The organism is Pseudomonas sp. HLT2-19-2, from assembly GCF_054898005.1.
The window spans coordinates 1,808,158-1,831,743 of sequence record NZ_CM142712.1 but is presented as its reverse complement, the minus strand read 5'-3'; the positions used below and the strand labels follow the sequence as shown (position 1 = coordinate 1,831,743).

Sequence of the window (23,586 nt, the reverse complement as noted above, 5' to 3'; positions counted from 1 at the left end):
AGACAAACTTGAGCGCTGTCCTGATCCGTCAAATTGCGACGACTCATCCTGAAAAGAAAACACACCACAGCCGAAAAATGTAGCGACTACCCTTGAGATGGACCGTCACGGAGGACGTTTAATGCCATCGAATGCACATTATTTTTTATTGATCGCCCTGCTCTGCCCGTCGCCCAGGGCGCTGGCCACGACCGTTCACCGCTGCGAAGCGGCCAACGGGCGCATTACCTTCACTACGCTGAGCTGTGCGGCCGGAGACAGCCTTTCGCTTCAGGATGTGCGCACCTTCACGCCAGGCAGCACGACCGCTCTCATGCCGGAAGAGATTCGTGAAACATCAGGCATGAAAATCAAAAGGAGAGATCCGACTGTCGTCGGCCGGACCGAGGACAAATGTGGAAACCTGATCAGCGCCAGGGAACGCCGCGAAGCCATCATCAATCAGCGGGTTGTCGCCGGCATGAGTCAGCAGGACGTCGAGAGCGCCCTTGGCAAGCCAGACAAGATCAGTATTCGCAATTCAGCGACGAGCTACCGTTACGACACCAAGCGAGGTCGTAGCGCACACGTCGAGTTCGATGAGAAAGGATGCACCAAAGGAAAAGCCAAATCCCAGACGGCAAAAAGCCCGCGTTAAACGCGGGCTTTTTGGTGTTTGGTGCACTCGACAGGATTCGAACCTGTGACCGCTCGGTTCGTAGCCGAGTACTCTATCCAGCTGAGCTACGAGTGCATTTGTGTTTTTATACCAGATCACAACTGGTTGAAGCCAAGTCATTCACATTACTGCAAACAACTTTTAAATGGTGCACTCGACAGGATTCGAACCTGTGACCGCTCGGTTCGTAGCCGAGTACTCTATCCAGCTGAGCTACGAGTGCATTTGTTGCCGCGCATTATAGGCCGTTTAATCTCTATGTAAAGCACTTTTTCTAGTAATTTCAAACACTTACCGAATAAGCTAGATTACAACGTACTACGCAAATAATGGCGGAGAACGGGGGATTCGAACCCCCGACACCCTTTTGAGGTGTACTCCCTTAGCAGGGGAGCGCCTTCGGCCACTCGGCCAGCTCTCCGCAACACGGGGCGTATGTTAACCAGCTTCTTCCCCGTTTGCAAACATAAAAAACGATAAAAATTAATGGCTTGGTTCTTCGTCCTTCTCTTTCTTAATACGCAGGTAAATTTCTTCACGGTGGACAGCAACCTCTTTCGGGGCGTTGACACCGATACGCACTTGATTTCCTTTGACGCCGAGCACGGTCACGGTGATTTCGCCATCACCTATAATCAGGCTTTCTGCGCACCGACGAGTCAGAATCAGCATACCTTTCTCCTCACGCATTTCATTTCAGGGACAACAGTCTGCAAAAAAAGGCACTCGACCTACAACCGGAGCGATCGCAGCCTTACATGCCTGAGTATTGACTAGCGCGAGCAAAAGAACAGCTTCGGGTCGCACCATTCAAAAAACAAAGGGCGCGGTCAGACCGCGCCCTTCGGCAAACGCATCACTCGCCCTGACGGGCCGGCGCGTCCAGTTCGAAAGCCGTGTGCAGAGCGCGCACAGCCAGTTCCAGATACTTCTCTTCGATCACTACGGAGACTTTGATCTCCGAGGTGGAGATCATCTGGATGTTGATGCTTTCCTTGGCCAGGGATTCGAACATGCGGCTGGCCACGCCCGCGTGGGAGCGCATGCCGACACCGACGATCGACACCTTGGCTATCTTGATATCGCCAACGACTTCACGGGCTCCGATCTCGCGAGCGGTGTTTTCCAGCACGGTTTGCGCTGCCTGGAAGTCATTGCGGTGCACGGTGAAGGTGAAGTCGGTGGTGTTATCGTGCGCAACGTTCTGCACGATCATGTCGACTTCGATGTTCGCGCCGCTGATCGGGCCGAGAATCTTGAATGCAACGCCCGGGGTGTCTGGCACGCCACGGATGGTCAGCTTGGCTTCATCGCGGTTGAAAGCGATGCCGGAAATGATCGGCTGTTCCATGGTTTCCTCTTCATCAATAGTAATGAGGGTACCCGGACCCTCCTTGAAGCTGTGCAGTACGCGCAGCGGAACGTTGTACTTACCGGCGAATTCCACCGCACGGATCTGCAACACCTTGGAACCGAGGCTGGCCATTTCCAGCATCTCTTCGAAGGTAATCTTGTCCAGGCGCTGAGCCACGGACACCACACGCGGGTCGGTGGTATAGACGCCGTCGACATCGGTGTAGATCTGGCATTCGTCAGCCTTCAAGGCTGCCGCCAGTGCCACACCGGTGGTGTCGGAACCGCCACGACCGAGGGTGGTGATGTTGCCGTGTTCGTCGACGCCCTGGAAACCGGCGACAACGACCACACGACCGGCCTTCAGGTCACCCCGAATCTTCTGTTCATCAATCTGCAAGATACGCGCTTTGTTGTGAGCGCTGTCCGTCAGAATCCGCACCTGACTGCCTGTGTAAGACACCGCAGGCACGCCGCGCTTGATCAGCGCCATGGCCAACAGCGCAATCGTCACCTGCTCACCGGTGGAGACGATCACATCCAGCTCACGAGGAACCGGTTGGCCGTCGCCACTGATTTGCTTGGCCAGATCGATCAGACGGTTGGTTTCGCCGCTCATTGCAGACAGCACAATCACCAGGTCATCGCCGGCCTCGCGGAATTTCTTAACCTTGTCGGCGACCTGCTCGATTCTCTCGACAGTGCCGACCGAGGTGCCTCCAAATTTCTGTACGATCAAAGCCATTTCAAAGCCGCCTCTGCCCATGAAGGGCGCCCAAATAATCACTCAAACAGCGATAAGGCCCGCCACTAGACTGCGGGCCGGACACACTGCCTTATAAACCCTGCTCTACAAATGGAACAGTCAGGGCCAATGCCGCATCCAGTGCGCCAGCGTCTACACCACCGCCCTGCGCCATGTCTGGACGACCACCGCCCTTCCCGCCCACTGCCGCAGCGGCTTGCTTCATCAAATCACCGGCTTTGAGTTGGCCAGTCAGGTCTTTGGTTACACCTGCAACCAGAACGACCTTTTCCTCATGGACACTGCCGAGCAGGATCACTGCGCGGCCGAGTTTGTTTTTCAGTTGATCGACCAGCGCCAGCAGCGCCTTGCCGTCCTGACCGTCCAGACGCACGGCCAGCACTTTCACGCCTTTGACGTCCAGGGCGCAAGCCGACAGATCGTCGCCCGCCGCGCTGGCAGCCTTGGCCTGCAACTGCTCGAGCTGCTTTTCCAACAGACGGTTGCGCTCCAGCACAGCCGACAGCTTGTCGATCAGGTTGTCGCGGCTACCCTTGACCAGGTTGGCCGCTTCCTTGAGTTGTTCTTCAGCCGCGTTCAAGTATGCCAGCGCCGCGGCGCCGGTGACCGCTTCGATACGACGCACGCCGGAAGCCACACCGCCTTCACTGATGATTTTCAGCAGACCGATGTCGCCGGTACGGCTGGCGTGGATACCACCGCACAGCTCGACGGAGAAATCACTGCCCATGCTCAGTACGCGCACGCTGTCGCCGTACTTCTCGCCGAACAGCGCCATGGCGCCCTTCTGCTTGGCGGTTTCGATATCGGTTTCTTCGGTTTCAACTTCGGAGTTCCTGCGAATCTCGGCGTTGACGATGTCTTCCAGCGCCTTCAACTGTTCAGGCTTGATGGCTTCGAAGTGGCTGAAGTCAAAGCGCAGGCGCTGACTGTCGACCAACGAGCCTTTCTGCTGAACGTGCTCGCCCAGCACCTGACGCAATGCCGCATGCAGCAAGTGAGTCGCCGAGTGGTTCAACGAAGTCGCGTGACGCACTTCAGCATCAACATGAGTTTCTACCGGTGCGCCGATGGTCAGGCTGCCCGACGCCAGCACGCCGTGATGCAAGAAGGCGCCACCCGTTTTGGTGGTATCGCGTACATCAAAGCGCGCATTGCCGACCTGAAGGAAACCGCAGTCACCAATTTGGCCGCCGGACTCAGCGTAGAACGGCGTCTGATTGAGAACAATCACGCCCTCTTCGCCTTCACTTAATACGTCGACCGACCGGCCTTCTTTATAGATAGCGACAATTTTGGCCGAACCGCTGGTGGCCTTGTAGCCGGTGAACTCGGTCGCCACGTCAACCTTGACCAGCGTGTTGTAGTCCAGGCCGAACGAGCTGGCCGAACGCGCCCGCACACGCTGGGCTTCCATTTCGCGCTCGAAGCCGCCTTCGTCGACCGTCAGGTTGCGTTCGCGAGCGATGTCAGCGGTCAAGTCCATCGGGAAACCGTAGGTGTCATACAGCTTGAACACCACGTCGCCCGGCACCACGGTGCCTTTAAGTTCCAGCAGATCCTGCTCGAGAATCTTCAGGCCGTGCTCCAGGGTCTTGGAGAACTGCTCTTCTTCGGCCTTGAGCACGCGCTCGATATTGGCCTGTTGCTGCTTGAGTTCCGGGAACGCTTCGCCCATCTCGGCAACCAGCGCCGCGACGATCTTGTAGAAGAAGCTACCGGTCGCGCCCAGCTTGTTACCGTGACGGCACGCACGACGAATGATCCGGCGCAGTACATAGCCGCGGCCTTCGTTGGACGGCAATACGCCGTCGGCAATCAGGAAACCGCACGAACGGATGTGGTCGGAGACAACCTTGAGCGAAGACTGGTCGTCGTTGCTGCAGCCAATCGCCTTGGCCGAAGCGCTCAGCAGGTTTTTGAACAGATCGACTTCATAGTTGGAGTGAACATGCTGCATCACCGCACTGATCCGCTCCAGGCCCATGCCGGTGTCTACCGACGGCGCTGGCAGCGGATGCAACACGCCGTCGGCGGTACGGTTGAACTGCATGAACACGTTGTTCCAGATCTCGATGTAACGGTCGCCATCTTCTTCCGGCGAACCCGGTGGGCCGCCCCAAATGTGGTCGCCGTGATCGTAGAAAATCTCGGTGCAAGGGCCGCACGGGCCGGTATCGCCCATGGTCCAGAAGTTGTCGGACGCGTACGGCGCGCCCTTGTTGTCGCCGATGCGAATCATGCGCTCGACCGGCACACCGATTTCTTTGGTCCAGATGTCATAGGCCTCGTCATCCGAGGCATAGACCGTTACCCAGAGTTTTTCCTTGGGCAGTTTCAGGACACCGGTCAGGAAGGTCCAGGCGTAGGTGATCGCGTCGTGCTTGAAATAATCGCCGAAGCTGAAGTTACCCAGCATTTCGAAAAACGTGTGGTGACGAGCGGTATAGCCGACGTTTTCCAAGTCACTGTTCTTGCCACCGGCACGCACGCATTTCTGGCTGCTTGTCGCACGGGTGTACGCGCGCTTTTCCTGGCCCAGGAAGCAGTCCTTGAACTGGTTCATCCCCGCGTTAGTGAACAGCAGGGTTGGGTCGTTGCCCGGAATCAAAGAGCTGGAGGCTACACGGGTGTGGCCTTGCTCTTCGAAGAAGCGAAGGAAGGCTTCACGGATTTCTGCGCTTTTCATTAGGTTCTTCCACGGAGGCTGCGGCCAAAGGCCTGTGCGAACGTCAACAGACGAAGCAACGGCAAAGGGCCGCATTATATCGGCCCTGCGCGTGGGGTACAGCGTGTTTATACGATAGAAACGGTCAATTGGACGGCTAACGCTATCAGTTGCGCGAAAACTCGACGAATGTCGCGACGACCTGCTCGATTTGAGCGCGACTGACGTCCATGTGCGTGACCATGCGCAGGCGCCCGGCAGCGCTGAGCTTGATTCCGCGATCCGCGGCAAATGCCTTGATGGCCTCGGCCTTGTCGCCCATCTTCACGTAAACCATGTTGGTCTGCACCGGCTCGACCTCGTAACCCGCGGCTCGCAGGCCTTCGGCCAGCCATTGGGCATTGGCGTGGTCGTCGGCCAGACGCAGAACGTTGTTTTCCAAAGCATACAAGCCGGCTGCCGCCAGAATTCCGGCCTGGCGCATACCGCCGCCGACCATCTTGCGCAGACGCCGCGCCTTGCCGATCAACTCGGCCGAACCGCACAGCACCGAACCGATCGGCGCGCCCAGGCCCTTGGACAGACAGACCGAGACCGAATCGAAATACTGGGTGATCTCTCGAGCATCGACACCCAGCTTGACCGCCGCGTTGTACAGCCGCGCGCCGTCAAGGTGCAGCGCCAGCCTGTGCTCACGGGTGAAACTGCGGGCCCGGGCCAAATACTCCAGCGGCAGGACTTTGCCCTGCATGGTGTTTTCCAGCGCCAGCAAACGGGTGCGGGCGAAATGGAAGTCATCCGGCTTGATCGCGGCCGCGACGTGCGCCAAGTCCAGCGAACCATCTGCCTGCACTTCCAGTGGTTGCGGCTGGATCGAACCGAGCACCGCTGCACCACCACCTTCATACTTATAAGTGTGAGCCTGCTGGCCGACGATGTACTCGTCACCGCGTTCGCAATGGGCCATCAAGCCCAGCAGATTGCTCATGGTGCCCGTCGGAACAAACAGCGCCGCCGCAAAACCCAGCCGTTCTGCAAGCTCGGCTTCGAGACGATTGACCGTCGGATCTTCTCCGTAAACGTCATCACCGGTGGCTGCTGCGGCCATCGCGTCGAGCATCCCTGCGGTCGGTTGGGTGACGGTGTCGCTGCGAAGATCGATAACGCTCATGAATGTGGCCTCGGTTTGCAGGGGAAAATCCCTTTCAGGTAGGAATTACTGCGGTCATGCCGACGAATAATCAACCCTTGAGTAGCAAAAGACTTCTTGAACCGACGAAAAAGTCGATAGCAAACACCAGATAGCAACAATGCACAGGGGAGAAATATGTGTTAAAAACGCTTTGCCGCCAGACAGTCTGGCGGCAAAAACGTTCTCAGGGCGGGGTGCAACTCCCCACCGGCGGTAATTGCGCGCAATGCGCATAGCCCGCGAGCGCTTGGCGACAGGCACGGCAATGGCTGTGATGGCGGCAAGGTCAGCAGACCCGGTGTGATCCCGGGGCCGACGGTCATAGTCCGGATGAAGAGAGAACGGGATTGGCGCCAAAGGGCCGTCCGCAGGCATTCGTGCGAGCGTGCGTACCCTTAAATCCCATTCGATTCATTTGCCCTGTTTTTTACATAAACAGGAGTCAGAACATGCAACCCACCGCAATCGATAGCAAAAGCAAAAACCATCAGGGCGAGCGCGTTGCGTTCATCCAGGCCTGCTGGCACAAAGAAATCGTCGATCAGAGCCGTAAGGGCTTTGTGGCCGAAATGATTGCTCAGGGTTATCAGGAGTCAGAGATCGACTTCTTCGAAGTCGGCGGCGCCTTTGAAATTCCGCTGCACGCCAAGCTGCTGGCCAAGTCCGGTCGTTATGCCGGCATCGTCGCGGCAGGCCTGGTGGTCGACGGCGGGATCTATCGCCACGAATTCGTCGCCCAATCGGTGATCAGCGGCCTGATGCAGGTCCAGCTGGAAACCGAAGTGCCGGTGTTCTCGGTGGTTTTGACCCCGCACCACTTCCATGCGGGTGAAGAACATCAGAAGTTCTTCTTTGAGCATTTCGTGCATAAAGGCCAGGAAGCGGCGAAGACGTGCGCGGATACGCTGCATAAGATGCGTGCTTTGCGTCGCAGTGAACCGCGCGCGGTAGCCGTCTAGGTTGATGATCGTTCCCACGCTCTGCGTGGGAATGCAGCCCGGGACGCTCCGCGTCCCCAACAGCGGACGCAGAGCGTCCATTGAGGCATTCCCACGCGGACGGTTCGACGCCTCGACGTGGGAACGATCATTGCGCGAAGTTATGCGAGGTTTTCGTCGGTAGTCGGCACAATCAGGATCCCGGCGCGCAGGCCGTTCTTGACCTTGGGGTTCGGGAAGATGATCCGGGCCCCCTCCTCCTCTATGATCCACCGTGTTTGGGCGATGTCTTCGGCCAGCAAATAGCCCACTTCCAACTCCGAAAAGTTCTCGATGTCTACTGGCAGGTTCAGACGGAAGCTATCGCTGTGCTTGATGATTTCTCGCGCCACGCTAAACAGCTGCAATCCGTCCAGCGCCTCTTCGGTCTGGGCCGGCTCGCTGCCTTCGATAATCTGTTTGAGGCGGGTTTCCAGCAGATCGACGTTGACCCCGTCGTTCTGCCCGAAGGGCCGCGCCTTACCCAGCTCGAGGGTGAAAGACTCCGCACCGAGCTTGTCGTAGGTGTAGGAGCTGAAAACAATGGACGGCTTGTTCTGCAGCAGCACCGCTTCCATGCCGGCTGCACGCAGTCGCGCCAGTTCCAGGCGTGAATGCTGACGGCCTTCTTTCCAGGGATACAGTGCGAACTGCTCGATTTTCGAACCGCGAATTGCCGTGTGCAGGTCGTAGTGCAGACGATTACGGTCCGGCAAGCTGAAGAAGCTCGCCGCCAGCCGCTCCAGCTCACAAGCGCGCAGGGCTTCGGAGCCGCTGCTTTGTTCGTGACGGCCGTTGAACAGCCGGTTGACGTCCTGCTCGATGAAACGCTCGCCTTTGCGAATCGCTTCCGGGTTGCCAAACAGGAACAGAATACGTGCGCGCGGTTTCAAATCGCCACGGGCGAGGTCATGCAAGAGGCGATCGAGCAACTCGATCGGCGCTGTTTCGTTGCCGTGGATGCCGGCTGATAGCAGCAGGTCCAGGCCGTTGTCGCGCGCTTCAGGTGGCCGGACTTCCAGCGCACCTTCGCTCAACCAGCGCATCCGCACGCCTTCGACAGTCAGTTGAGTCTTCTCCGCCGGTTCGCGGCCGGCGAGGGTCAGTTCAAGCAGTTTGCCGAGGGCGAGCATAGAGCGGTTTCCTTAGTGGTCGTGCGCGCAATCCGGGCCGTGCACGTGGTCTTCGTCACCGACTTCAGCCGGCTCCATTTCCAGTTGCAGACTTACCAGATTAGTTGCCAATGGGCGCAGCAGCAGGTTTGCGTATTCGGCGTCACCTTCTTCGACGTCCACGCCGATCAGCAGCTGGCCGCGGCCGTCCTGCTGAATCCACAGCTCTTTGCCTTGCCACATGACCGCGACGCGGGTGCAGGAGGTTTCCAGTTGCGTGCCGTCGGTGTCTTCAAGGATCAGCTGCAGGGTATCGCTCATGTTTTACGCTCTCGACTTTCAATTAATCTGGAATGGATAAACCGCACCCAGTTTAAGGATTTGCGTCAGTTCATCCAGTGCCGTCCGGCACTCAAGCAGCAATTGCGGGTCCGCGAGATCGTTTTCGGTCATGCGGTCGCGGTAGTGCTTGTCGACCCATTCGGTCAGCGTGCCGTACAACGGTGCCGTCATGATAACCCCTGGGTTGACGGCCGCCAGTTCGGTTTCGTTGAGCGCGACGCGCAGTCGCAGGCAAGCGGGGCCACCACCGTTCTGCATGCTCTGCTTCAAATCGAACACTTTCACTTCGCGAATCAGGCCACCGGAGCTGGTCAAACCTTGCAGGTACTGCCAGACACGCGCGTTGCCACGGCATTCTTCCGGCACGATCAACAGCATCGAGCCGTCAGGACGCGACAGCAGTTGGCTATTGAACAGGTAGGAACGAACGGCGTCTTCGACAGTTACTGCGGAGCGCGGTACGCAGATCGACTGAAATTTCCCACCGACTTTGGCGAGTTTGCTTTGCAATTCAGCGAGCATCTGCTCGGTGTCGAGGAACGCATCCTCGTGATAGAACAGCACCTCGCCATTACCCACCGCGATCACATCGTTGTGGAACACGCCCTGATCGATCACCGAAGGGTTCTGCTGGGCGTAGACCACGCCGTCATCGCTCAAGCCGTGCAGGCGGGCAACCGCCTGGGAGGCTTCGAGGGTCTGGCGGGCCGGGTATTTCTGCGGCGCCGGGTAACGGGTGTCGAACGCACTGCGACCGAACACGAAGAACTCGACGCCAGCTTTGCCGTACTCACGGCAGAAACGGGTGTGGTTGGCTGCACCTTCGTCCCCGAACTGCGCCACGGCTGGCAATGCGGCGTGGTGTGCGAAGTGCTTCTGGTCAGCGAACATAGCCCCCAGCACGCGACTGGTGGTCGGGTGTTCGATGCTGCGGTGATATTTGCAGTTCAGGTTAGCCGCAGTGAAATGCACCCGGCCATCCGCGGTGTCGGCGCTCGGGCTGACGGTGGCGGCGTTGGCCACCCACATGCTCGATGCAGAGCAACTGGCAACCAGCAGCGGCATGGCTTCTTTGGCAGCTTGCTCGATCACCTGAGCGTCGGTGCCGCTGAAACCCAAGCGACGCAGGGCTGCCACGTCCGGGCGCTCCTGTGGTGCCAGCACGCCCTGCTGAAAGCCCATTTCCATCAGCGATTTCATTTTCGCCAGGCCTTGCAGCGCGGCTTCCTTCGGGTTCGAAGACTGCTGGCTGTTGCTCTGGGACGCGACATTACCGTAGGACAGGCCGCCGTAGTTATGGGTCGGCCCCACTAGACCGTCAAAATTGACTTCATAGGATTTCATCAGCGAGGCTCCACGAGAATCTGTTGTTATAGGCATCTGGTAACTGTTCTTTGAGACCAAGTCGCGGCTATCGCGAGCAAGCTCGCTCCCACAGGTTTTGCGCAATCCTTGTGGGAGCGGGCTTGCCCGCGATTGGGCCTTACGACATGCGCACGCCCGGGGTTAGCGCGGTAGGCAAGGTCAGGCTCGGCGTTTCCAGCGAAGCAACCGGGTACGCGCAGTAATCTGCCGCGTAGTAGGCGCTGGCGCGGTGGTTGCCCGAGGCGCCGACACCGCCGAATGGCGCGCTGCTCGCCGCACCGGTCAGCTGCTTGTTCCAGTTGACGATGCCAGCACGGCTTTCCAGCCAGAACTGCTGATAACGTGCTTCGGAATCCGACAGCAGACCGGCCGCCAAGCCATAGTCGGTGTCGTTGGCTTCAGCGATCGCCGCTTCAAAATCAGCGTAGCGGATCACTTGCAGCAGCGGGCCGAACAGCTCTTCATCAGGACGATCAGCCACGGCCGTCACGTCCAGAATGCCTGGGGTCAGCAAGGCGGCTTGAGCGTGTGGTTGAGTCATTTCCAGCAGCGCCACGGCGCCGTTGCCCAGCAGATGCTCCTGCGCATCCATCAGGGTTTTCGCAGCACCAAGGGAAATCACCGAGCCCATGAACGGCGCCGGTTGCTGATCAAACGCGCCGACTTCAATCGTCGAGCTGACCGCCACCAGACGCGCCAGCAGTGTGTCGCCCCAGGCGCCCTGCGGCACCAGCAAGCGGCGGGCACAGGTGCAACGCTGACCGGCAGAAATGAACGCCGACTGGATGATGGTGTAAACGGCGGCATCGAGGTCTGCGACCTGATCAACGACCAGCGGGTTGTTACCGCCCATTTCCAGCGCGAGAATCTTGTCCGGACGACCGGCAAACTGCTGGTGCAGATGATTGCCGGTGCGGCTGGAACCGGTGAAGAACAAACCGTCGATGCCCGGGTTCGCCGCCAAGGCGATACCGGTCTCGCGAGCGCCTTGCAGCAGGTTCAACACGCCTGCCGGCAGACCGGCTTCGATCCAGCACTTGACCGTCAGCTCAGCGACTTTCGGCGTCAGTTCGCTTGGTTTGAACAGCACACTGTTACCGGCTAGCAGCGCCGGCACGATGTGACCGTTTGGCAAATGGCCAGGGAAGTTGTAAGGCCCGAACACCGCAACCACACCGTGTGGTTTGTGGCGCAACACGGCGGTGGCGTCGCCCAGCGGGCCGCTCTTCTCGCCGGTACGTTCACGGTAGCTCTGCACCGAGATGGCAATCTTGTTGACCATGCTGGTGACTTCAGTCGCCGCTTCCCACAGAGGTTTGCCAGTCTCCTCACCGATGGTGCGAGCCAATTCGTCAGCGTTGTTCTTCAACGCGGCGGCAAACGCCTCCAGCACTGTAATGCGTTCTTCCAGGGTACGTCGGGCCCAGCCCGGGAATGCCTGGCGCGCGGCTTGCACGGCCGATTCAACCTGAGCGGCAGTAGCGCCCTCGCCCGTCCACAACATTTGCTGAGTGACCGGGTTCAGTGACTGAAAGGCTTCACCCTGACCGGCCAGCCATTCACCTGCGATGTATAGCGAATTCATTATTTCGACTCCCTGGCAGCGGACAACGGAACGGCGCGCACTTGATCGCCGGCGTTGAGTTGAAGACGTTTGGCAGTCAGCGGATCGACCACCAGCGTGCCGGCGGCGAAACGTGCAGGAGCAGCAGTGATCCGGCAGTCATCGCGCTTGCGGTTATGAATGAGGAACGGTGTGGCGTCGTCACCCGGCGTGCCGATGGCCAGCACCAGCGCCTGGCTGTCGCGAATTGCGCGGATCTTGCCGGTTTCGCACTCCACAGCAGGACCGGCGTCGAAGATGTCGACGTAGCCCTGATAGCTGAAGCCTTCGCTCTTGAGCATGGCCAGGGCCGGCTCGGTGTCCGGATGAACCTGTCCGATCACGTTGCGCGCATCCGGCGACAGGAAGCAGGTGTACAACGGAAATTTCGGCATCAATTCAGCGATGAACGCCTTGTTGCCCACACCGGTCAGGTAATCGGCCTGGCTGAATTCCATCTTGAAGAAGTGTCGGCCCAGGCTTTCCCAGAACGGCGAACGCCCCGCTTCGTCAGACATGCCGCGCATCTCGGCGATGATCTTGTTGCCAAACAGCTGCGGGAACTCGGCGATGAACAGCATCCGCGCCTTGGCCAGCATGCGACCGTTGAGGCCAGTGCGGTAGTCGGCGTGCAGGAACAGCGAGCACAGCTCGGAGTTACCGGTCAGGTCGTTGGCCAGGAACAGCGTCGGGATTTCGCGGTAGATGTTCAGTTCCTGGGAAGCGCTGACGGTCAGGCCAACCCGGAAGTTGTACCAAGGCTCACGCAGGCCAACGGCGCCGGCGATGGCGGAAATGCCCACCACGCGACCGTCATCGTCTTCGAGTACGAACAGGTAGTCCGCATCGCCCCGCCCGGCTTCGCCGCGAAAGGTCTTCTCGGCCCAGCCGACCCGATGGGCCAGACGTTCTTCGTTGGCCGGCAACGTGGTCAGGCCAGTGCCAGTGCTGCGGGCCAGGTCGATCAGAGCGGGTAAATCGCTGCTGCGTACGGGACGAACGATCATGCTATCTCCTCAAACGGGCCGCTTGCGCCACCCGTGAAACTTCGCTGCTTTCTAAGCATTCTTTTCCAGGCGTGGCAGCAGTCGTCAAACCGCCACCAGGCGCACGCTGGCACCTTCACCGACGCCCAGGGCTTCGGCCGCGTCAAGATCCAGGGTCACGGGTTTGCCCGGCGCGTAATCGAGCTCGAGCAATACCGCGCGGTAATCCTGCAACTGCGCGTTGGCCACCAGGTACTGACGACCGGCGCCTTTGACCGGCTCGCCGATTTTCACCGGGACCACACGGCTCTGGGCGATCGAACGGATGCCCGAAACGCGGGCGTGCAGGGTCGGGCCACCATCGAAAATATCGATGTAGTGATCGGTCTCGAAGCCTTCGCGCATCAGGATGTCGAAGGTGATCTGCGCCCGTGGGTGCACCTGGCCCATCGCTTCTTGAGCGGTGTCCGGCAGCAGCGGCACATAGATCGGGTAATGCGGCATCAGCTCAGCCAAGAACGTCCGGCTCTTCAGACCGCACAGACGCTCGGCAGCGGCGTAGTTGAGGTCGAAGAAGTTGCGGCCGATGGCATCCCAGAACGGCGAATCGCCATTTTCATCGCTGTAACCGACGATCTCGGTCACCACGGAATCGGCAAAGCGTTCCGGATGGCTGGCCACGAACAACAAGCGACCACGGGAGTTGAGCTCCGACCAGGCCGAACCCACCAGCTCAGGCTGCACGTAAAAACTGGTCAGCAAGCTGTTGCCGGTCAGGTCGTGGCACTGGGAGAGCACGTGAATCTTGTTATGAATCTTCAGCTCGCGGGAGGCGTGCACAAAGGTTTCATTACGAAAACTGTAGAACGGCTCGGAATAACCGGCCGACGCAACAATGGCCGAACAGCCCACCAGTTTGCCGGTGGCGGTGTCTTCGAGGACGAAGAAATAGCTCTCTTCACCGTTGAAGCTGACTTCGGCGGCGAACGAGGCTTCGCTTGCCGCGATCTTGTCGCTCAGGCGTTCAACGTCATCCGGCAAGGAAGTGACACCAATCGGGCTGTCCGCAGCCAGACGCTGTACCTCGCCCAGATCAGCCATTTGCGCGGGGCGCATCACCAGCATGGTGTCACTCCTTTTCAAAACTCTTTTGAGGGAAATAAGCCGAACCCTTGTAGGAGCGAAGCTTGCTCGCGAAGGCGGTGTGTCAGCCGTTGATGACGGTGGCTGACACGACCCCTTCGCGAGCAAGCTTCGCTCCTACAGAGAGCGGGTCCGGCATAAAAATGGGTTCGACGCCTGAAATGTCAGGCGTCGACGGTCTATCAGGCTTGAGTCAGTTTGGCCGCAGCGCGTTCAAAACGGTCCAGACCGGCATCGATATCAGCGTCTTCAACCACCAGGCTTGGCGCGAAACGAACCACGTCGGGGCCGGCTTGCAGAATCATCAGGCCTTCTTTTTCAGCGGCGTTGAAGATGTCCTTGGCCTTGCCTTTCCAGGCATCGTTCAGCACGCAACCAATCAACAGGCCCATGCCACGGACCTGGGTGAACAGGCCGTACTTCTCGCCGATCTGTTCCAGGCGAGCCTTGAACTTGTCGTGCTTGGCGTTGACGCCGGCCAGCACTTCAGGGGTATTAACCACGTCGATCACGGCTTCAGCGACAGCGCACGCCAGCGGGTTGCCGCCATATGTGGTGCCGTGGGTGCCGACGACCAGGTGTTTGGCCAGGTCTTCGGTGGTCAGCATCGCCGCGATCGGGAAACCACCGCCCAGGCTCTTGGCGCTGGTCAGGATGTCCGGCGTCACGCCGTACTGCTGGTAGGCGAACAGCTTGCCGCTGCGGCCCATACCGGTTTGCACTTCGTCGAAAATCAGCAGCGCGTTGTGCGCGGTGCAGAGTTCGCGGGCACCTTGCAGGTACTCGAGCTCAGCCGGGATGACGCCGCTCTCGCCCTGGATTGGTTCTAGGACCACGGCGCAAGTCTTGTCGGAGATGGCGGCTTTCAGCGCGGCCAGATCGTTGTACGGCACGTGGGTGATACCGGTGATCTTCGGACCGAAGCCATCGGAATACTTCGACTGACCACCGACGTTCACGGTGAACAGCGTACGGCCGTGGAAGCTGTTGAGCGCGGCGATGATTTCGTACTTCTCGCTGCCGAAACGATCGAAGCCGACGCGACGGGCCAGCTTGAAGGCGGCCTCGTTGGCTTCGGCGCCGGAATTGCAGAAGAACGCACGCTCGGCAAATGTAGCGTCGATCAGCTTATGCGCCAGGCGCAAGGCCGGCTCATTGGTGAAGACGTTGGAGACGTGCCACAGCTTGTTCGCCTGCTCGGTCAAGGCACTGACCAGCGCCGGGTGCGCATGGCCCAATACGTTAACGGCAATCCCGCCGGCGAAGTCGATCAGCTCGCGGCCAGACTGGTCCCAGACGCGGGAACCGGCACCACGCACAGGGATGAAAGCGGCAGGCGCGTAGTTGGGAACCATTACCTGGTCGAAATCGGCGCGTTGTACCGCAGCGTGCTCAACGGACATCGGAGTCTCCTGATGAGGAACACTCGCCTGAAACTGGCGAGCTTGGTGAGGATTGTAAGGACAGTTTTCAGCCCGGCCTTGCCGCCAAGCGACAACTTCTTATAACGCAAACCCCGGTTTCAGCCGGGTTTACGGCAATGCGACATATAGCGTCGCAAAGGCGCAGTTTAAACCGGCGACACAGGTTATAGGCAGGCTTGTAAACCGGTGCGTTAAATATGTACCGCACACAGCCCTTCTTCGTCTGTTTTCCTTGGATTCCATCCAAACGCTAAAGGACTAGCGATGAATCACCACGAATTTGAGCTTGCCGCTCAACCGGACGCGCACTATCACCATGCGTTCAAAAATCTGCCCGACTGGGTATTGAAAGCATCGCCTGAGACGCTCAGCGCGCTAAAGAGCGCCTCGCTGGAATTCCCTGACTGGCATACCACTGCAACCCGTCAGCAACATCAATCGCTGAAATTGGCCAACGGGGAACACTTGACCCTGCGCAATCGCCTGGAGGCGATGCTGAATAAACTGAAAAACGCCCGGGACTTCGCCGAACCGCTTCTGAGCGACGCATTGAGAACCCGCTTCGGCCTCAACCTGGACGTCAAGGCCACTTTCCTGCGTCTGTACGTTCCTCAGAACATCCCGTGGTTCCCGATAAAATCCGGCGCCGCGCGCACCTGGACGGTATCGCTGCTCGATGCAGCCCTGCACAATTTTCAGCCTTCAGAAACCGAGCCGGACGCTTACGAGCCCGCTTCGACGTTTATCACCGAGCCCTCGCCGACCGGTCACTTCAATACGTTGCCGACGATTAAACGCCAACTTTCTATACAGAGCTTTACCCGGTTATGCCGGGAACTGGATATCGGTGGTCAGTACGAGGCGTACCTCAACGATAATCTGGGGTTGACCAATCCGGTGGCCGGCGCGATGGTGAAATCGAAGATCATCAAGACGCACAAAGCTGCCCTGCAAACAGCCTTGCAACTGGCTCACATTCGGGAAGACCTGCCGATCGACGCTTACCGTTCGATTCTCGGTATCGCGCAAGGCCGCGCGGGTATGCGGCTGGATGGCCAGCCAATGGAGTGTCATTACCTGACGATGATGTCTTCATTGTTGACTGGCATCGTCATTTTTGCGCCGAGACTTGAGCGCTCACAGCAAGCAAGGCGGATCATTGTCTATATCCCCGACGACCCGCAGCATCCGCTCCAACAGTACCCTGACGCACAGGCATTCTTGACAGAGCTGACCCGCAAGCTGCACTCCCCCGCTTACCAGGCGTTCTTCAGCCGATTCGTCGGTCATCAAGAAAGAGCTTACTTTTTCGCCGATCTCAACCGGCGTCTCAGCACCGTTACCTGGCATCAGCGCGAGCACGGTGATCCCCTGCCCAGTTGGCGAGACACACCAGTCAACGAGCCCAAATTGCAGTTTTCGGTGAGCCCGATCAAAACAGGCCTGTGGACTCACCTGTATCAACAGCAAATGAACAAGATCCTCAATGATGCGCGAATCCTTGCCGTCTCCACCGCCAGCGCTGATCGAAACGCGCGATGGGCGTTATGGGACGCCTTCAGCAAAATCGCCACCGCGATTCTTGAAGTGGCAGCGTTCATTGCCCTGCCATTTGTTCCTTTGATGGGTGAGTTGATGCTGGCCTACATGGCCTATCAGGTATTGGACGACACCTTCGAAGGCATTGTCGACTGGGCAAAAAGCCTGAAAACCGAAGCTTTCGGGCATTTGATGAGCATCGTAGAGACGGTGACTCAGCTTGGAACATTTGCGGTGGGCGGCGCCATGGCTGCCGGTGCGTTCAACCGCCTGTTGTCTCGCGAAGCAGTAGCGCTGATTTCGCCGCTCCAAACCGTCAAAACTGCCGGGGGCCGAACCCGGTACTGGAAGCCGGATCTCGCGCCTTACGAGCAATCAGTCACGTTGCCAACCGAAGCCAAACCCGATCAGCAAGGCCTGTATCAGCATGAGGGCAAAGCACTGCTGCGCCTCGAAGACAAACTCTATGGCGTACAACCGGATAGCGAGACTGGCCGGTTTCAAATCCAGCATCCGCACCGGGCCGATGCTTATCAGCCACCCCTGCGTCACAACAATCATGGCGCCTGGCAGACAGTGCTGGACCAACCCCTGACGTGGGACCGGGAAACCGTGATGCGTCGCCTCGGCCACAGCGTCGAGTCGTTCAGCAGTGCCGAGCGCGAACAGATCCTGCGCATCAGTGGCTTCCACGACAATGTAGTGCGCGAGATTCACGTCGAGAACCATCGCCCGCCTTCGCTGCTGACCGACACGATCAAGCGCTTCAAAATCGATCGTGATATTCAGGCGTTGATTGAACAGGCCGATAGTGACCATCCCGAACGCTATCAGGCACTGAACCATCGCCTGTCGCTGTTCGAATCTCGCTACCGCGAACTTGAAAAAACCGATGACCGTCAGGTCCGGCTACTGCTTGGCGAAATTCAGGGACTACCGACAGATATTGCACAAGAACTGGTGAGCAACGCATCCGGCACCGAGCTGATGCAGCTGCACAACGGTCGAATCCCTCAACGCCTCAAGGATGTGGCAGTCAAAGCCATGGAGGCGGTGCGTGTGGCCAGAGCCTATGAAGGGTTTTATCTGAAAGACATGGAAACGACGGACACTCATCGACTGGCGTTGCATAGCCTTGAATCGTTGCCCGGCTGGCCTCCTGGTCTGCGCATCGAAGTCAGGGATTTCACTTATGACGGCTCACTGCGCGACAGCATTGGCCAGCCCGACACGCCAATCCCCAAAACATTGGTTCGGGCAGACGACGGCACTTATCAGGCCCATGAAAACAATGAGCAACCCGGCGATTTTTATCACGCCCTTCTGCAGGCGTTGCCGGAGGCCGAGCGTGCTGCGCTGGGTCTTGGCGCCGAAGACAGCCAAGTGCTCAAGCAACGCATTGCCGAACACGCGGTGAATAGACCGCAGTTGCGCACGCTGTTCGCAAAAAACCCGCGTCGAAAACCCTTCTATGACCCGACGACCATGCGCCTGCCCGGTGGCACGCAGGGTTACGGTCGCAGCAACCGATCTACACCAACGCTTGATGACAGGGTTCGCGAGGTTTATCCCAGCCTGACTCAGGAACAGCTGCGCTCCGTCGTCTCCCAGCTACAACGTCACCCCGACGGCCCTCGCATGGAGCTTTCACGCCTGGCCAGTGAACTCCACGTACTGCATGGGGATCTTCAGCGCTGGACAAGTGACGCCCCCACCGTCCACCGTGAAACCGGGCTCCCGCTGAGCGATCTGGAGCAACAGGCAGTGCGCCACAATCGGCAGTTGTTGGCCCAGGAAATCCAGCGCAGCTGGCGACGACAGTCCGAGCGCGACCTCGATGCGCCGGATGGCACCGAGCGGTATGTGCTGCGATTCGCTGAAGCGATCCCGGGCGACCTGCCGAACCTGACGGCCGATTTCAGCCACGTGTCGTCGCTTGTCCTCGACGGCAGTCATGCCGTGCATGGGGTGCCTGGCTTTTTGCAGCACTTCACCGGTCTTCGCCGATTGGAATTACGCCGTTTTACCCTGGGTACGCTTCCCGATGCCATCGGGCAAATGGTGAACCTGGAAACATTGATCCTCAGCGATTGCGGAATCAATTTCGATGCCGTCGCCTGGTCAAAACTGTCCTCAATGAAAAAAATGGTCATGCTGGATCTCTACCGAAATCCGGTGGAAGGCGTACCCAGTGTTGAATCAATGCCCGACCTCGTTCATCTGGATCTGAGCGATACCGGGCTGACGGAAATACCCACCAGTACCTTGCAACATGCCAGGCTCAACACCCTCATGTTGATGAACAACAACATCAGTGAGTTGCCTACCGGATTGTTCGACAGCCCGGTGTATGAGCAACGCGGCGTGCACCTTTCGCAGAACCCGCTCAGCGACCAGGCACGGGAACTGATCAAGCAGCAGTACTTCGAGACCTCCTACGATCTGGGCGTTAGCGCACCCGATGCAGATATAGCGCGAGCCAGGGCGCTTTTTCCAAGCCTGGAAGACGAAGAGGCGAGCGGCTATGTGTACGAGCTGCCGGGAACATTGGCAGAAGGCCGGATAGAGCTGACAAGGCTGGAAGCGGAGCTCGCCCAACTGAGCATCGATCTGGCTGCGTGGACAGCCGACTTGCCGCCTCTGCACCCACAAACCGGTGAACCGTTCAGTGAACAGCAACGGCTTATCGAGCACGCCAACCGTGACGAATTCAAACAGTTATTGGAGCGATGCTGGCGTATTGAGACGGACCAGGATGATTTCGGCGACGCACTTGAGCCAACCTTCGAACTGATCATCAGCCCGCGGATCAACGGGGAGCTTCCCACCCTCAATGCTGACTTCAAGCATGTGTCGGCGCTGGAACTGGAAAGTTCCGATGGCGTGACGCGCATTGGACAATTCCTGAAGTCGTTCCCCAATCTGAAAAGTCTGCGGCTGCGCGAGTGTGACCTGGGCGGCATTCCTGATGCCGTGTTTACGATGGGCCGCTTGCGTTCGCTGATGCTGCACGATTGCCGCATCAGTTTGTCTGCGGAGTCGGCAAACGCGTTGGCAGGAATGGAGCACCTCGATTACCTCAACTTGAGCTCCAACCCGCTGGGGCAGACACCTGATCTGAGCCAGATGCCGGACCTCGCTACAGTCCTGTTGCATGACACCGGAATCAGGGACATACCCAACGGCTTGCTGAAGTTCACCGAGCTGGATTGGGCAGACCTGAGCGCCAACGCAATCACCGACGTGCCGAGTGACATCATGGAATTACCGGTGGACGTGGCGGAGAACATTAGCCTTCGAGGCAATCCGTTTACCGAGCAAGCCCTGCTACGACTGATCGACTACTACCAGAATACGGGGGTGGATTTCGGCGTGGAAGACGTGATCAATCGCGGCGAAATGCAAATTTCGTCTTCGCAGGGGTCTGAAGTCGACGAGTAAGGCGCGCCTGTGAGGAATCACCCACGCTCGGACGGCACCGACGACAATTCGAACGGGCTGCTGCTGCGCCGCTGGTTGCGATCTTCCCGCGGCGTGGCGCCGAAGAAGTTGCGGTAGGCGCTGGAGAAATGCGGCCCCGAAGAGAAGCCACACGACAGGCCGATCTGGATGATCGATTTGCTGGTTTGCATCAACATCTGCCGGGCCTTGTTCAAGCGCAGTTCCAGGTAATACTGGCTCGGCACGCGGTTGAGGTATTGCTTGAAGATCCGCTCCAGCTGCCGACGGGACACGCACACATGTTGGGCGATTTCGTCGGTGGTCAGCGGCTCTTCGATGTTGGCTTCCATCAGCAACACGGCTTGCGTGAGCTTCGGATGACTGGAGCCCAAGCGGTTTTGTAACGGAATACGCTGGCGCTCGCCGCCTTCGCGGATGCGCTCGACCACCAGTTCTTCGGATACCGCACCCGCCAGTTCGGCGCCGTGATCACGGGCCAGCACGGCCAGCAGCAAGTCGAGTACCGACAGGCCGCCGCACGCAGTCAGACGGTCGCGATCCCAGTCGAACAGATGACTGGTGGCGATGACTTTCGGGAAACGTTCGGTGAAATCGTCCTGCCAGCGCCAATGCACGGCAGCACGATAACCGTCGAGCAAACCCAGTTGAGCCAACGGGTAAACACCGGCAGACAAACCACCGATCACACAGCCAGCACGCACCAGTTGTTTCAGCGAACTGCTGAGCGCCGGCGCGAGTGAGGTCAGTGGCTCGTCGGCGAGCAGGAACAGTTTCTGGAAGTTTTCGAGCTTGCCGGCCCACGGCTCACCCGGCAATTGCCAGGCACCTTCGGTCGGCGGTTCGGCCTGCAAAAACGACAGTTCGTAGACAACGTCCGGATGCACACGCTGGGCAACACGCAAGGCTTCCTCAGCCAGCGCAAGCGTCAGTGCTTTAGTGCTGGGCCAAATCAGGAAACCAATTCGATGGGCAGTCATGGCGGGCAATCCGAAACGAAAACAGTGTTAGAAGCCGAAAGCGGCTGCAACCAAATTAGACCATTTGGCGCGCGGTGCGCAGCATGACCTAATTTGGTGCGTAACGGGAGCGATTACTTCAGGCTGCCCGAGAGGAATTGTTGCAAGCGTTCAGACTGTGGATTGACCAGCACCTCACGCGGGTTGCCGCTTTCTTCGACGACACCTTTGTGCAGGAACACCAGCTGGTTCGACACTTCACGGGCGAAGCCCATTTCGTGCGTGACCACCACCATGGTCCGGCCTTCCAGCGCCAGGGCCTGCATGACTTTCAGCACGTCGCCGACCAGTTCCGGGTCGAGCGCCGAGGTCGGCTCGTCGAACAGCATCACCTCAGGTTCCATCGCCAGCGCACGGGCAATCGCGACACGCTGTTGTTCGCCGCCGGACATGTGGCCCGGGTAAGCATCTTTACGATGAGCCACGCCGACCTTGTTCAGGTAGTGCTCGGCCTTCTCGCGGGCTTCGGCCTTGGACATGCCGAGTACGTGGACCGGCGCTTCCATGATGTTTTCCAGCGCGGTCATGTGCGACCACAGGTTGAAATGCTGGAACACCATCGACAGCCGCGAACGCATGCGTTGCAGCTGTTTCGGGTCGGCCGCCTTCAGCGCGCCGTCCTTGTTGGCGACCAGCTTCAACTCTTCGTTGTTGAGCAAAATTTTGCCCGCGTGTGGCTGCTCCAGCAGGTTGATGCAGCGCAGGAAAGTACTTTTGCCGGAGCCACTGGAGCCGATGATGCTGATCACATCGCCAGCCGCCGCTTTCAGGGACACGCCCTTGAGCACTTCGTGACTGCCATAGCGTTTATGCAGGTCTTGGACTTCAAGTTTGTACATGCGGTCGGTTCTCACAAAAACAGTCAGTCAGTCGTTGAGCAAGCGCCCGTGACGTAGCGCTTCGCGCCCCGCCACCTTGGCCAGCCAGAAACCGGGTTGGGCATAACGCAGCCGTTCAATGGCAAACAGCACCCCGGACGTACCAGCACACACCGTGCTGACCCGATCCGATAACGGATCGATCACTTCGAAAATCTCGTCGCCGGCTTCGATCCATTCACCGGGTTTACGCAAATAACTGATCACGCCAGGGTGCGGCGCGAACAGCAATTCGGTGCCTTCGAATGGCAGGCCTTCGCACGCGTCCTGCGCAGGTTTTGGCCATTCGCCGCTGATCAAGCCTTGTTCGGCGAGGAACGCCAGAATGCCTTCGGCGTAAGCACAGGCTTCGGCGCGACCGGTATCGGCCTGACCACCCAGTTCTATGGTCGTCGCCAGGCAGGCCAAGGGAATCTGCGCATCAGGAAACTGACGCGACAGACGCAACCACGGCAGCGAACAGGCTTCGTCAAAGGAGCTGCCGCCGGAATCTTCCGCCAGCAGACCCACTTTCACATTCAGGTGCGCGGCGAGCGAACGCCACTGCGGCCAGTGCTGCGGCAAGGCGTACATGTGCAGCGCCGCTTCGCAATCGCAGTGCAGATCCAGCACGACATCAGCGGTGCAGGCATGGCTGAGCAAAATTCGCTGCATGCCTTGCAACTGACTCGCAGCCGGCGGCAATGCCGCCAATGCGTCGCTCATAGCCTGACGGATCAAGCGAATGTTGGCGTGCGGATCATCGCCCAGATGCCCTTCCAGCGCAGCGGCCACTGGCTCGCTCAGCTCGACGAAATCCCGGTTGAAGTTCTTGCCGCTGCCCGCCTCAAAACGCCCTTGATGATTGCCCTGAAGCAGTTGGCCGAGGCCCAGTGGATTGGCCACCGGCACCAGTTCGATCACACCGTTCAGCAAGCCTTGAGCTTCGAGTTCGGTCAGGCGCTTTTTCAGCTCCCAGGCCGTGCGCATGCCCGGCAACTCATCGGCGTGGAGGCTGGCCTGGATGTAAGCCTTGCGTTCGCCTCTGCCGAAGCGGAACACCGAAATCTGGCGTTCGCTGCCCAGGTGACTCCACGGCAATGAATGATCGATGCGTTCCATA

At 58.9% G+C, this 23,586-nt stretch carries 17 protein-coding genes, 3 tRNA genes and 1 riboswitch; of the genes, 3 read left to right on the top strand and 17 right to left on the bottom strand.

Translation table 11 applies throughout. The features are described 5' to 3' along the window. The first annotated feature begins 121 nt into the window (after nucleotides 1–121). Entirely contained in the window at nucleotides 122–637 is a 516-nt protein-coding gene (locus ACYZTU_RS08420; protein ID WP_461969352.1) for a cell envelope protein SmpA, read from the top strand. Between the two features lie 19 nt (nucleotides 638–656). Here ACYZTU_RS08420 and ACYZTU_RS08415 read toward each other — a convergent pair. From ACYZTU_RS08415 to ltaE, 7 genes are all read right to left on the bottom strand, one after another. Next, nucleotides 657–733: transfer RNA gene (locus tag ACYZTU_RS08415), tRNA-Arg, on the bottom strand. A 71-nt stretch (nucleotides 734–804) separates the two neighbouring features. Next, nucleotides 805–881: transfer RNA gene (locus ACYZTU_RS08410), tRNA-Arg, on the bottom strand. A 107-nt stretch (nucleotides 882–988) separates the two neighbouring features. Beyond that, nucleotides 989–1,079: transfer RNA gene (locus tag ACYZTU_RS08405), tRNA-Ser, on the bottom strand. Between the two features lie 62 nt (nucleotides 1,080–1,141). Next, entirely contained in the window at nucleotides 1,142–1,330 is a 189-nt protein-coding gene (gene csrA / locus ACYZTU_RS08400) for a carbon storage regulator CsrA (protein ID WP_002554426.1), read from the bottom strand. A 184-nt stretch (nucleotides 1,331–1,514) separates the two neighbouring features. Next, nucleotides 1,515–2,756, bottom strand: a complete 1,242-nt coding sequence (locus ACYZTU_RS08395; RefSeq protein ID WP_461969350.1) for an aspartate kinase — start codon at nucleotides 2,754–2,756, stop codon at nucleotides 1,515–1,517. Between the two features lie 91 nt (nucleotides 2,757–2,847). Next, nucleotides 2,848–5,466, bottom strand: coding sequence for an alanine--tRNA ligase (gene alaS, locus ACYZTU_RS08390; RefSeq protein ID WP_461969349.1), 2,619 nt, complete (start codon nucleotides 5,464–5,466; stop codon nucleotides 2,848–2,850). Nucleotides 5,467–5,611: 145 nt separating this feature from the next. Further along, on the bottom strand, nucleotides 5,612–6,616 hold the full coding sequence (gene ltaE, locus ACYZTU_RS08385; protein WP_461969347.1) for a low-specificity L-threonine aldolase: 1,005 nt from the start codon (nucleotides 6,614–6,616) through the stop codon (nucleotides 5,612–5,614). 197 nt (nucleotides 6,617–6,813) lie between these two features. After that, a riboswitch (FMN riboswitch) is annotated at nucleotides 6,814–6,984 on the top strand. A 102-nt stretch (nucleotides 6,985–7,086) separates the two neighbouring features. On the opposite strand from ltaE, the gene ACYZTU_RS08380 reads away from it, so the two are divergent. After that, complete coding sequence (locus ACYZTU_RS08380; protein ID WP_007943897.1) at nucleotides 7,087–7,596, top strand: 6,7-dimethyl-8-ribityllumazine synthase; 510 nt, start codon at nucleotides 7,087–7,089, stop codon at nucleotides 7,594–7,596. A gap of 140 nt (nucleotides 7,597–7,736) precedes the next feature. Here the strand turns inward: ACYZTU_RS08380 and astE are convergent, their stop codons facing one another. From astE to ACYZTU_RS08345, 7 genes are all read right to left on the bottom strand, one after another. Then, a complete protein-coding gene (gene astE, locus ACYZTU_RS08375) occupies nucleotides 7,737–8,747 on the bottom strand; it encodes a succinylglutamate desuccinylase (protein ID WP_449643408.1) in 1,011 nt (336 codons plus the stop codon). 12 nt (nucleotides 8,748–8,759) lie between these two features. Beyond that, nucleotides 8,760–9,047: a hypothetical protein gene (locus ACYZTU_RS08370; protein WP_033056735.1), complete on the bottom strand. Its 288-nt coding sequence runs from the start codon at nucleotides 9,045–9,047 to the stop codon at nucleotides 8,760–8,762. An 18-nt stretch (nucleotides 9,048–9,065) separates the two neighbouring features. After that, nucleotides 9,066–10,412 carry an N-succinylarginine dihydrolase gene (gene astB / locus ACYZTU_RS08365; RefSeq protein WP_449643409.1) on the bottom strand — a complete coding sequence of 449 codons (1,347 nt, stop codon included), beginning with the start codon at nucleotides 10,410–10,412 and terminating at the stop codon, nucleotides 9,066–9,068. Nucleotides 10,413–10,551: 139 nt separating this feature from the next. Continuing rightward, the gene (gene astD, locus ACYZTU_RS08360; protein ID WP_461970988.1) at nucleotides 10,552–12,021 is read right to left on the bottom strand and encodes a succinylglutamate-semialdehyde dehydrogenase; all 1,470 of its coding nucleotides are present in this window, start codon (nucleotides 12,019–12,021) and stop codon (nucleotides 10,552–10,554) included. After that, nucleotides 12,018–13,043, bottom strand: coding sequence for an arginine N-succinyltransferase (astA, locus tag ACYZTU_RS08355; RefSeq protein ID WP_461969345.1), 1,026 nt, complete (start codon nucleotides 13,041–13,043; stop codon nucleotides 12,018–12,020). Before astA ends, astD begins: the two co-directional genes overlap by 4 nt. Nucleotides 13,044–13,127: 84 nt before the next feature. Beyond that, nucleotides 13,128–14,147, bottom strand: a complete 1,020-nt coding sequence (aruF, locus tag ACYZTU_RS08350; RefSeq protein WP_461969343.1) for an arginine/ornithine succinyltransferase subunit alpha — start codon at nucleotides 14,145–14,147, stop codon at nucleotides 13,128–13,130. Between the two features lie 200 nt (nucleotides 14,148–14,347). Beyond that, a complete protein-coding gene (locus ACYZTU_RS08345; protein ID WP_449643411.1) occupies nucleotides 14,348–15,568 on the bottom strand; it encodes an aspartate aminotransferase family protein in 1,221 nt (406 codons plus the stop codon). Between the two features lie 285 nt (nucleotides 15,569–15,853). Between ACYZTU_RS08345 and ACYZTU_RS08340 the strand changes: the two genes are divergently transcribed. Then, on the top strand, nucleotides 15,854–20,569 hold the full coding sequence (locus ACYZTU_RS08340) for a dermonecrotic toxin domain-containing protein (RefSeq protein ID WP_461969341.1): 4,716 nt from the start codon (nucleotides 15,854–15,856) through the stop codon (nucleotides 20,567–20,569). Nucleotides 20,570–20,586: 17 nt separating this feature from the next. On the opposite strand, the gene ACYZTU_RS08335 is transcribed toward ACYZTU_RS08340, so the two are convergent. From ACYZTU_RS08335 to ACYZTU_RS08325, 3 genes are all read right to left on the bottom strand, one after another. Beyond that, complete coding sequence (locus ACYZTU_RS08335; RefSeq protein WP_449643413.1) at nucleotides 20,587–21,567, bottom strand: GlxA family transcriptional regulator; 981 nt, start codon at nucleotides 21,565–21,567, stop codon at nucleotides 20,587–20,589. Between the two features lie 113 nt (nucleotides 21,568–21,680). Further along, nucleotides 21,681–22,445 carry an ABC transporter ATP-binding protein gene (locus ACYZTU_RS08330; RefSeq protein ID WP_008154324.1) on the bottom strand — a complete coding sequence of 255 codons (765 nt, stop codon included), beginning with the start codon at nucleotides 22,443–22,445 and terminating at the stop codon, nucleotides 21,681–21,683. A 27-nt stretch (nucleotides 22,446–22,472) separates the two neighbouring features. Continuing rightward, complete coding sequence (locus ACYZTU_RS08325) at nucleotides 22,473–23,585, bottom strand: M14 family metallopeptidase (protein WP_461969339.1); 1,113 nt, start codon at nucleotides 23,583–23,585, stop codon at nucleotides 22,473–22,475. Nucleotide 23,586: the final 1 nt, after the last annotated feature.

Bases quoted from the DNA above. Each gene is read 5' to 3' on its own strand.
- ACYZTU_RS08420 (WP_461969352.1), top strand. From the start codon at position 122: ATGCCATCGAATGCACATTATTTTTTATTGATCGCCCTGCTCTGCCCG.
- csrA (WP_002554426.1), bottom strand. From the start codon at position 1,330: ATGCTGATTCTGACTCGTCGGTGCGCAGAAAGCCTGATTATAGGTGAT.
- ACYZTU_RS08395 (WP_461969350.1), bottom strand. From the start codon at position 2,756: ATGGCTTTGATCGTACAGAAATTTGGAGGCACCTCGGTCGGCACTGTC.
- alaS (WP_461969349.1), bottom strand. From the start codon at position 5,466: ATGAAAAGCGCAGAAATCCGTGAAGCCTTCCTTCGCTTCTTCGAAGAG.
- ltaE (WP_461969347.1), bottom strand. From the start codon at position 6,616: ATGAGCGTTATCGATCTTCGCAGCGACACCGTCACCCAACCGACCGCA.
- ACYZTU_RS08380 (WP_007943897.1), top strand. From the start codon at position 7,087: ATGCAACCCACCGCAATCGATAGCAAAAGCAAAAACCATCAGGGCGAG.
- astE (WP_449643408.1), bottom strand. From the start codon at position 8,747: ATGCTCGCCCTCGGCAAACTGCTTGAACTGACCCTCGCCGGCCGCGAA.
- ACYZTU_RS08370 (WP_033056735.1), bottom strand. From the start codon at position 9,047: ATGAGCGATACCCTGCAGCTGATCCTTGAAGACACCGACGGCACGCAA.
- astB (WP_449643409.1), bottom strand. From the start codon at position 10,412: ATGAAATCCTATGAAGTCAATTTTGACGGTCTAGTGGGGCCGACCCAT.
- astA (WP_461969345.1), bottom strand. From the start codon at position 13,043: ATGATCGTTCGTCCCGTACGCAGCAGCGATTTACCCGCTCTGATCGAC.
- aruF (WP_461969343.1), bottom strand. From the start codon at position 14,147: ATGCTGGTGATGCGCCCCGCGCAAATGGCTGATCTGGGCGAGGTACAG.
- ACYZTU_RS08345 (WP_449643411.1), bottom strand. From the start codon at position 15,568: ATGTCCGTTGAGCACGCTGCGGTACAACGCGCCGATTTCGACCAGGTA.
- ACYZTU_RS08340 (WP_461969341.1), top strand. From the start codon at position 15,854: ATGAATCACCACGAATTTGAGCTTGCCGCTCAACCGGACGCGCACTAT.
- ACYZTU_RS08335 (WP_449643413.1), bottom strand. From the start codon at position 21,567: ATGACTGCCCATCGAATTGGTTTCCTGATTTGGCCCAGCACTAAAGCA.
- ACYZTU_RS08330 (WP_008154324.1), bottom strand. From the start codon at position 22,445: ATGTACAAACTTGAAGTCCAAGACCTGCATAAACGCTATGGCAGTCAC.
- ACYZTU_RS08325 (WP_461969339.1), bottom strand. From the start codon at position 23,585: ATGGAACGCATCGATCATTCATTGCCGTGGAGTCACCTGGGCAGCGAA.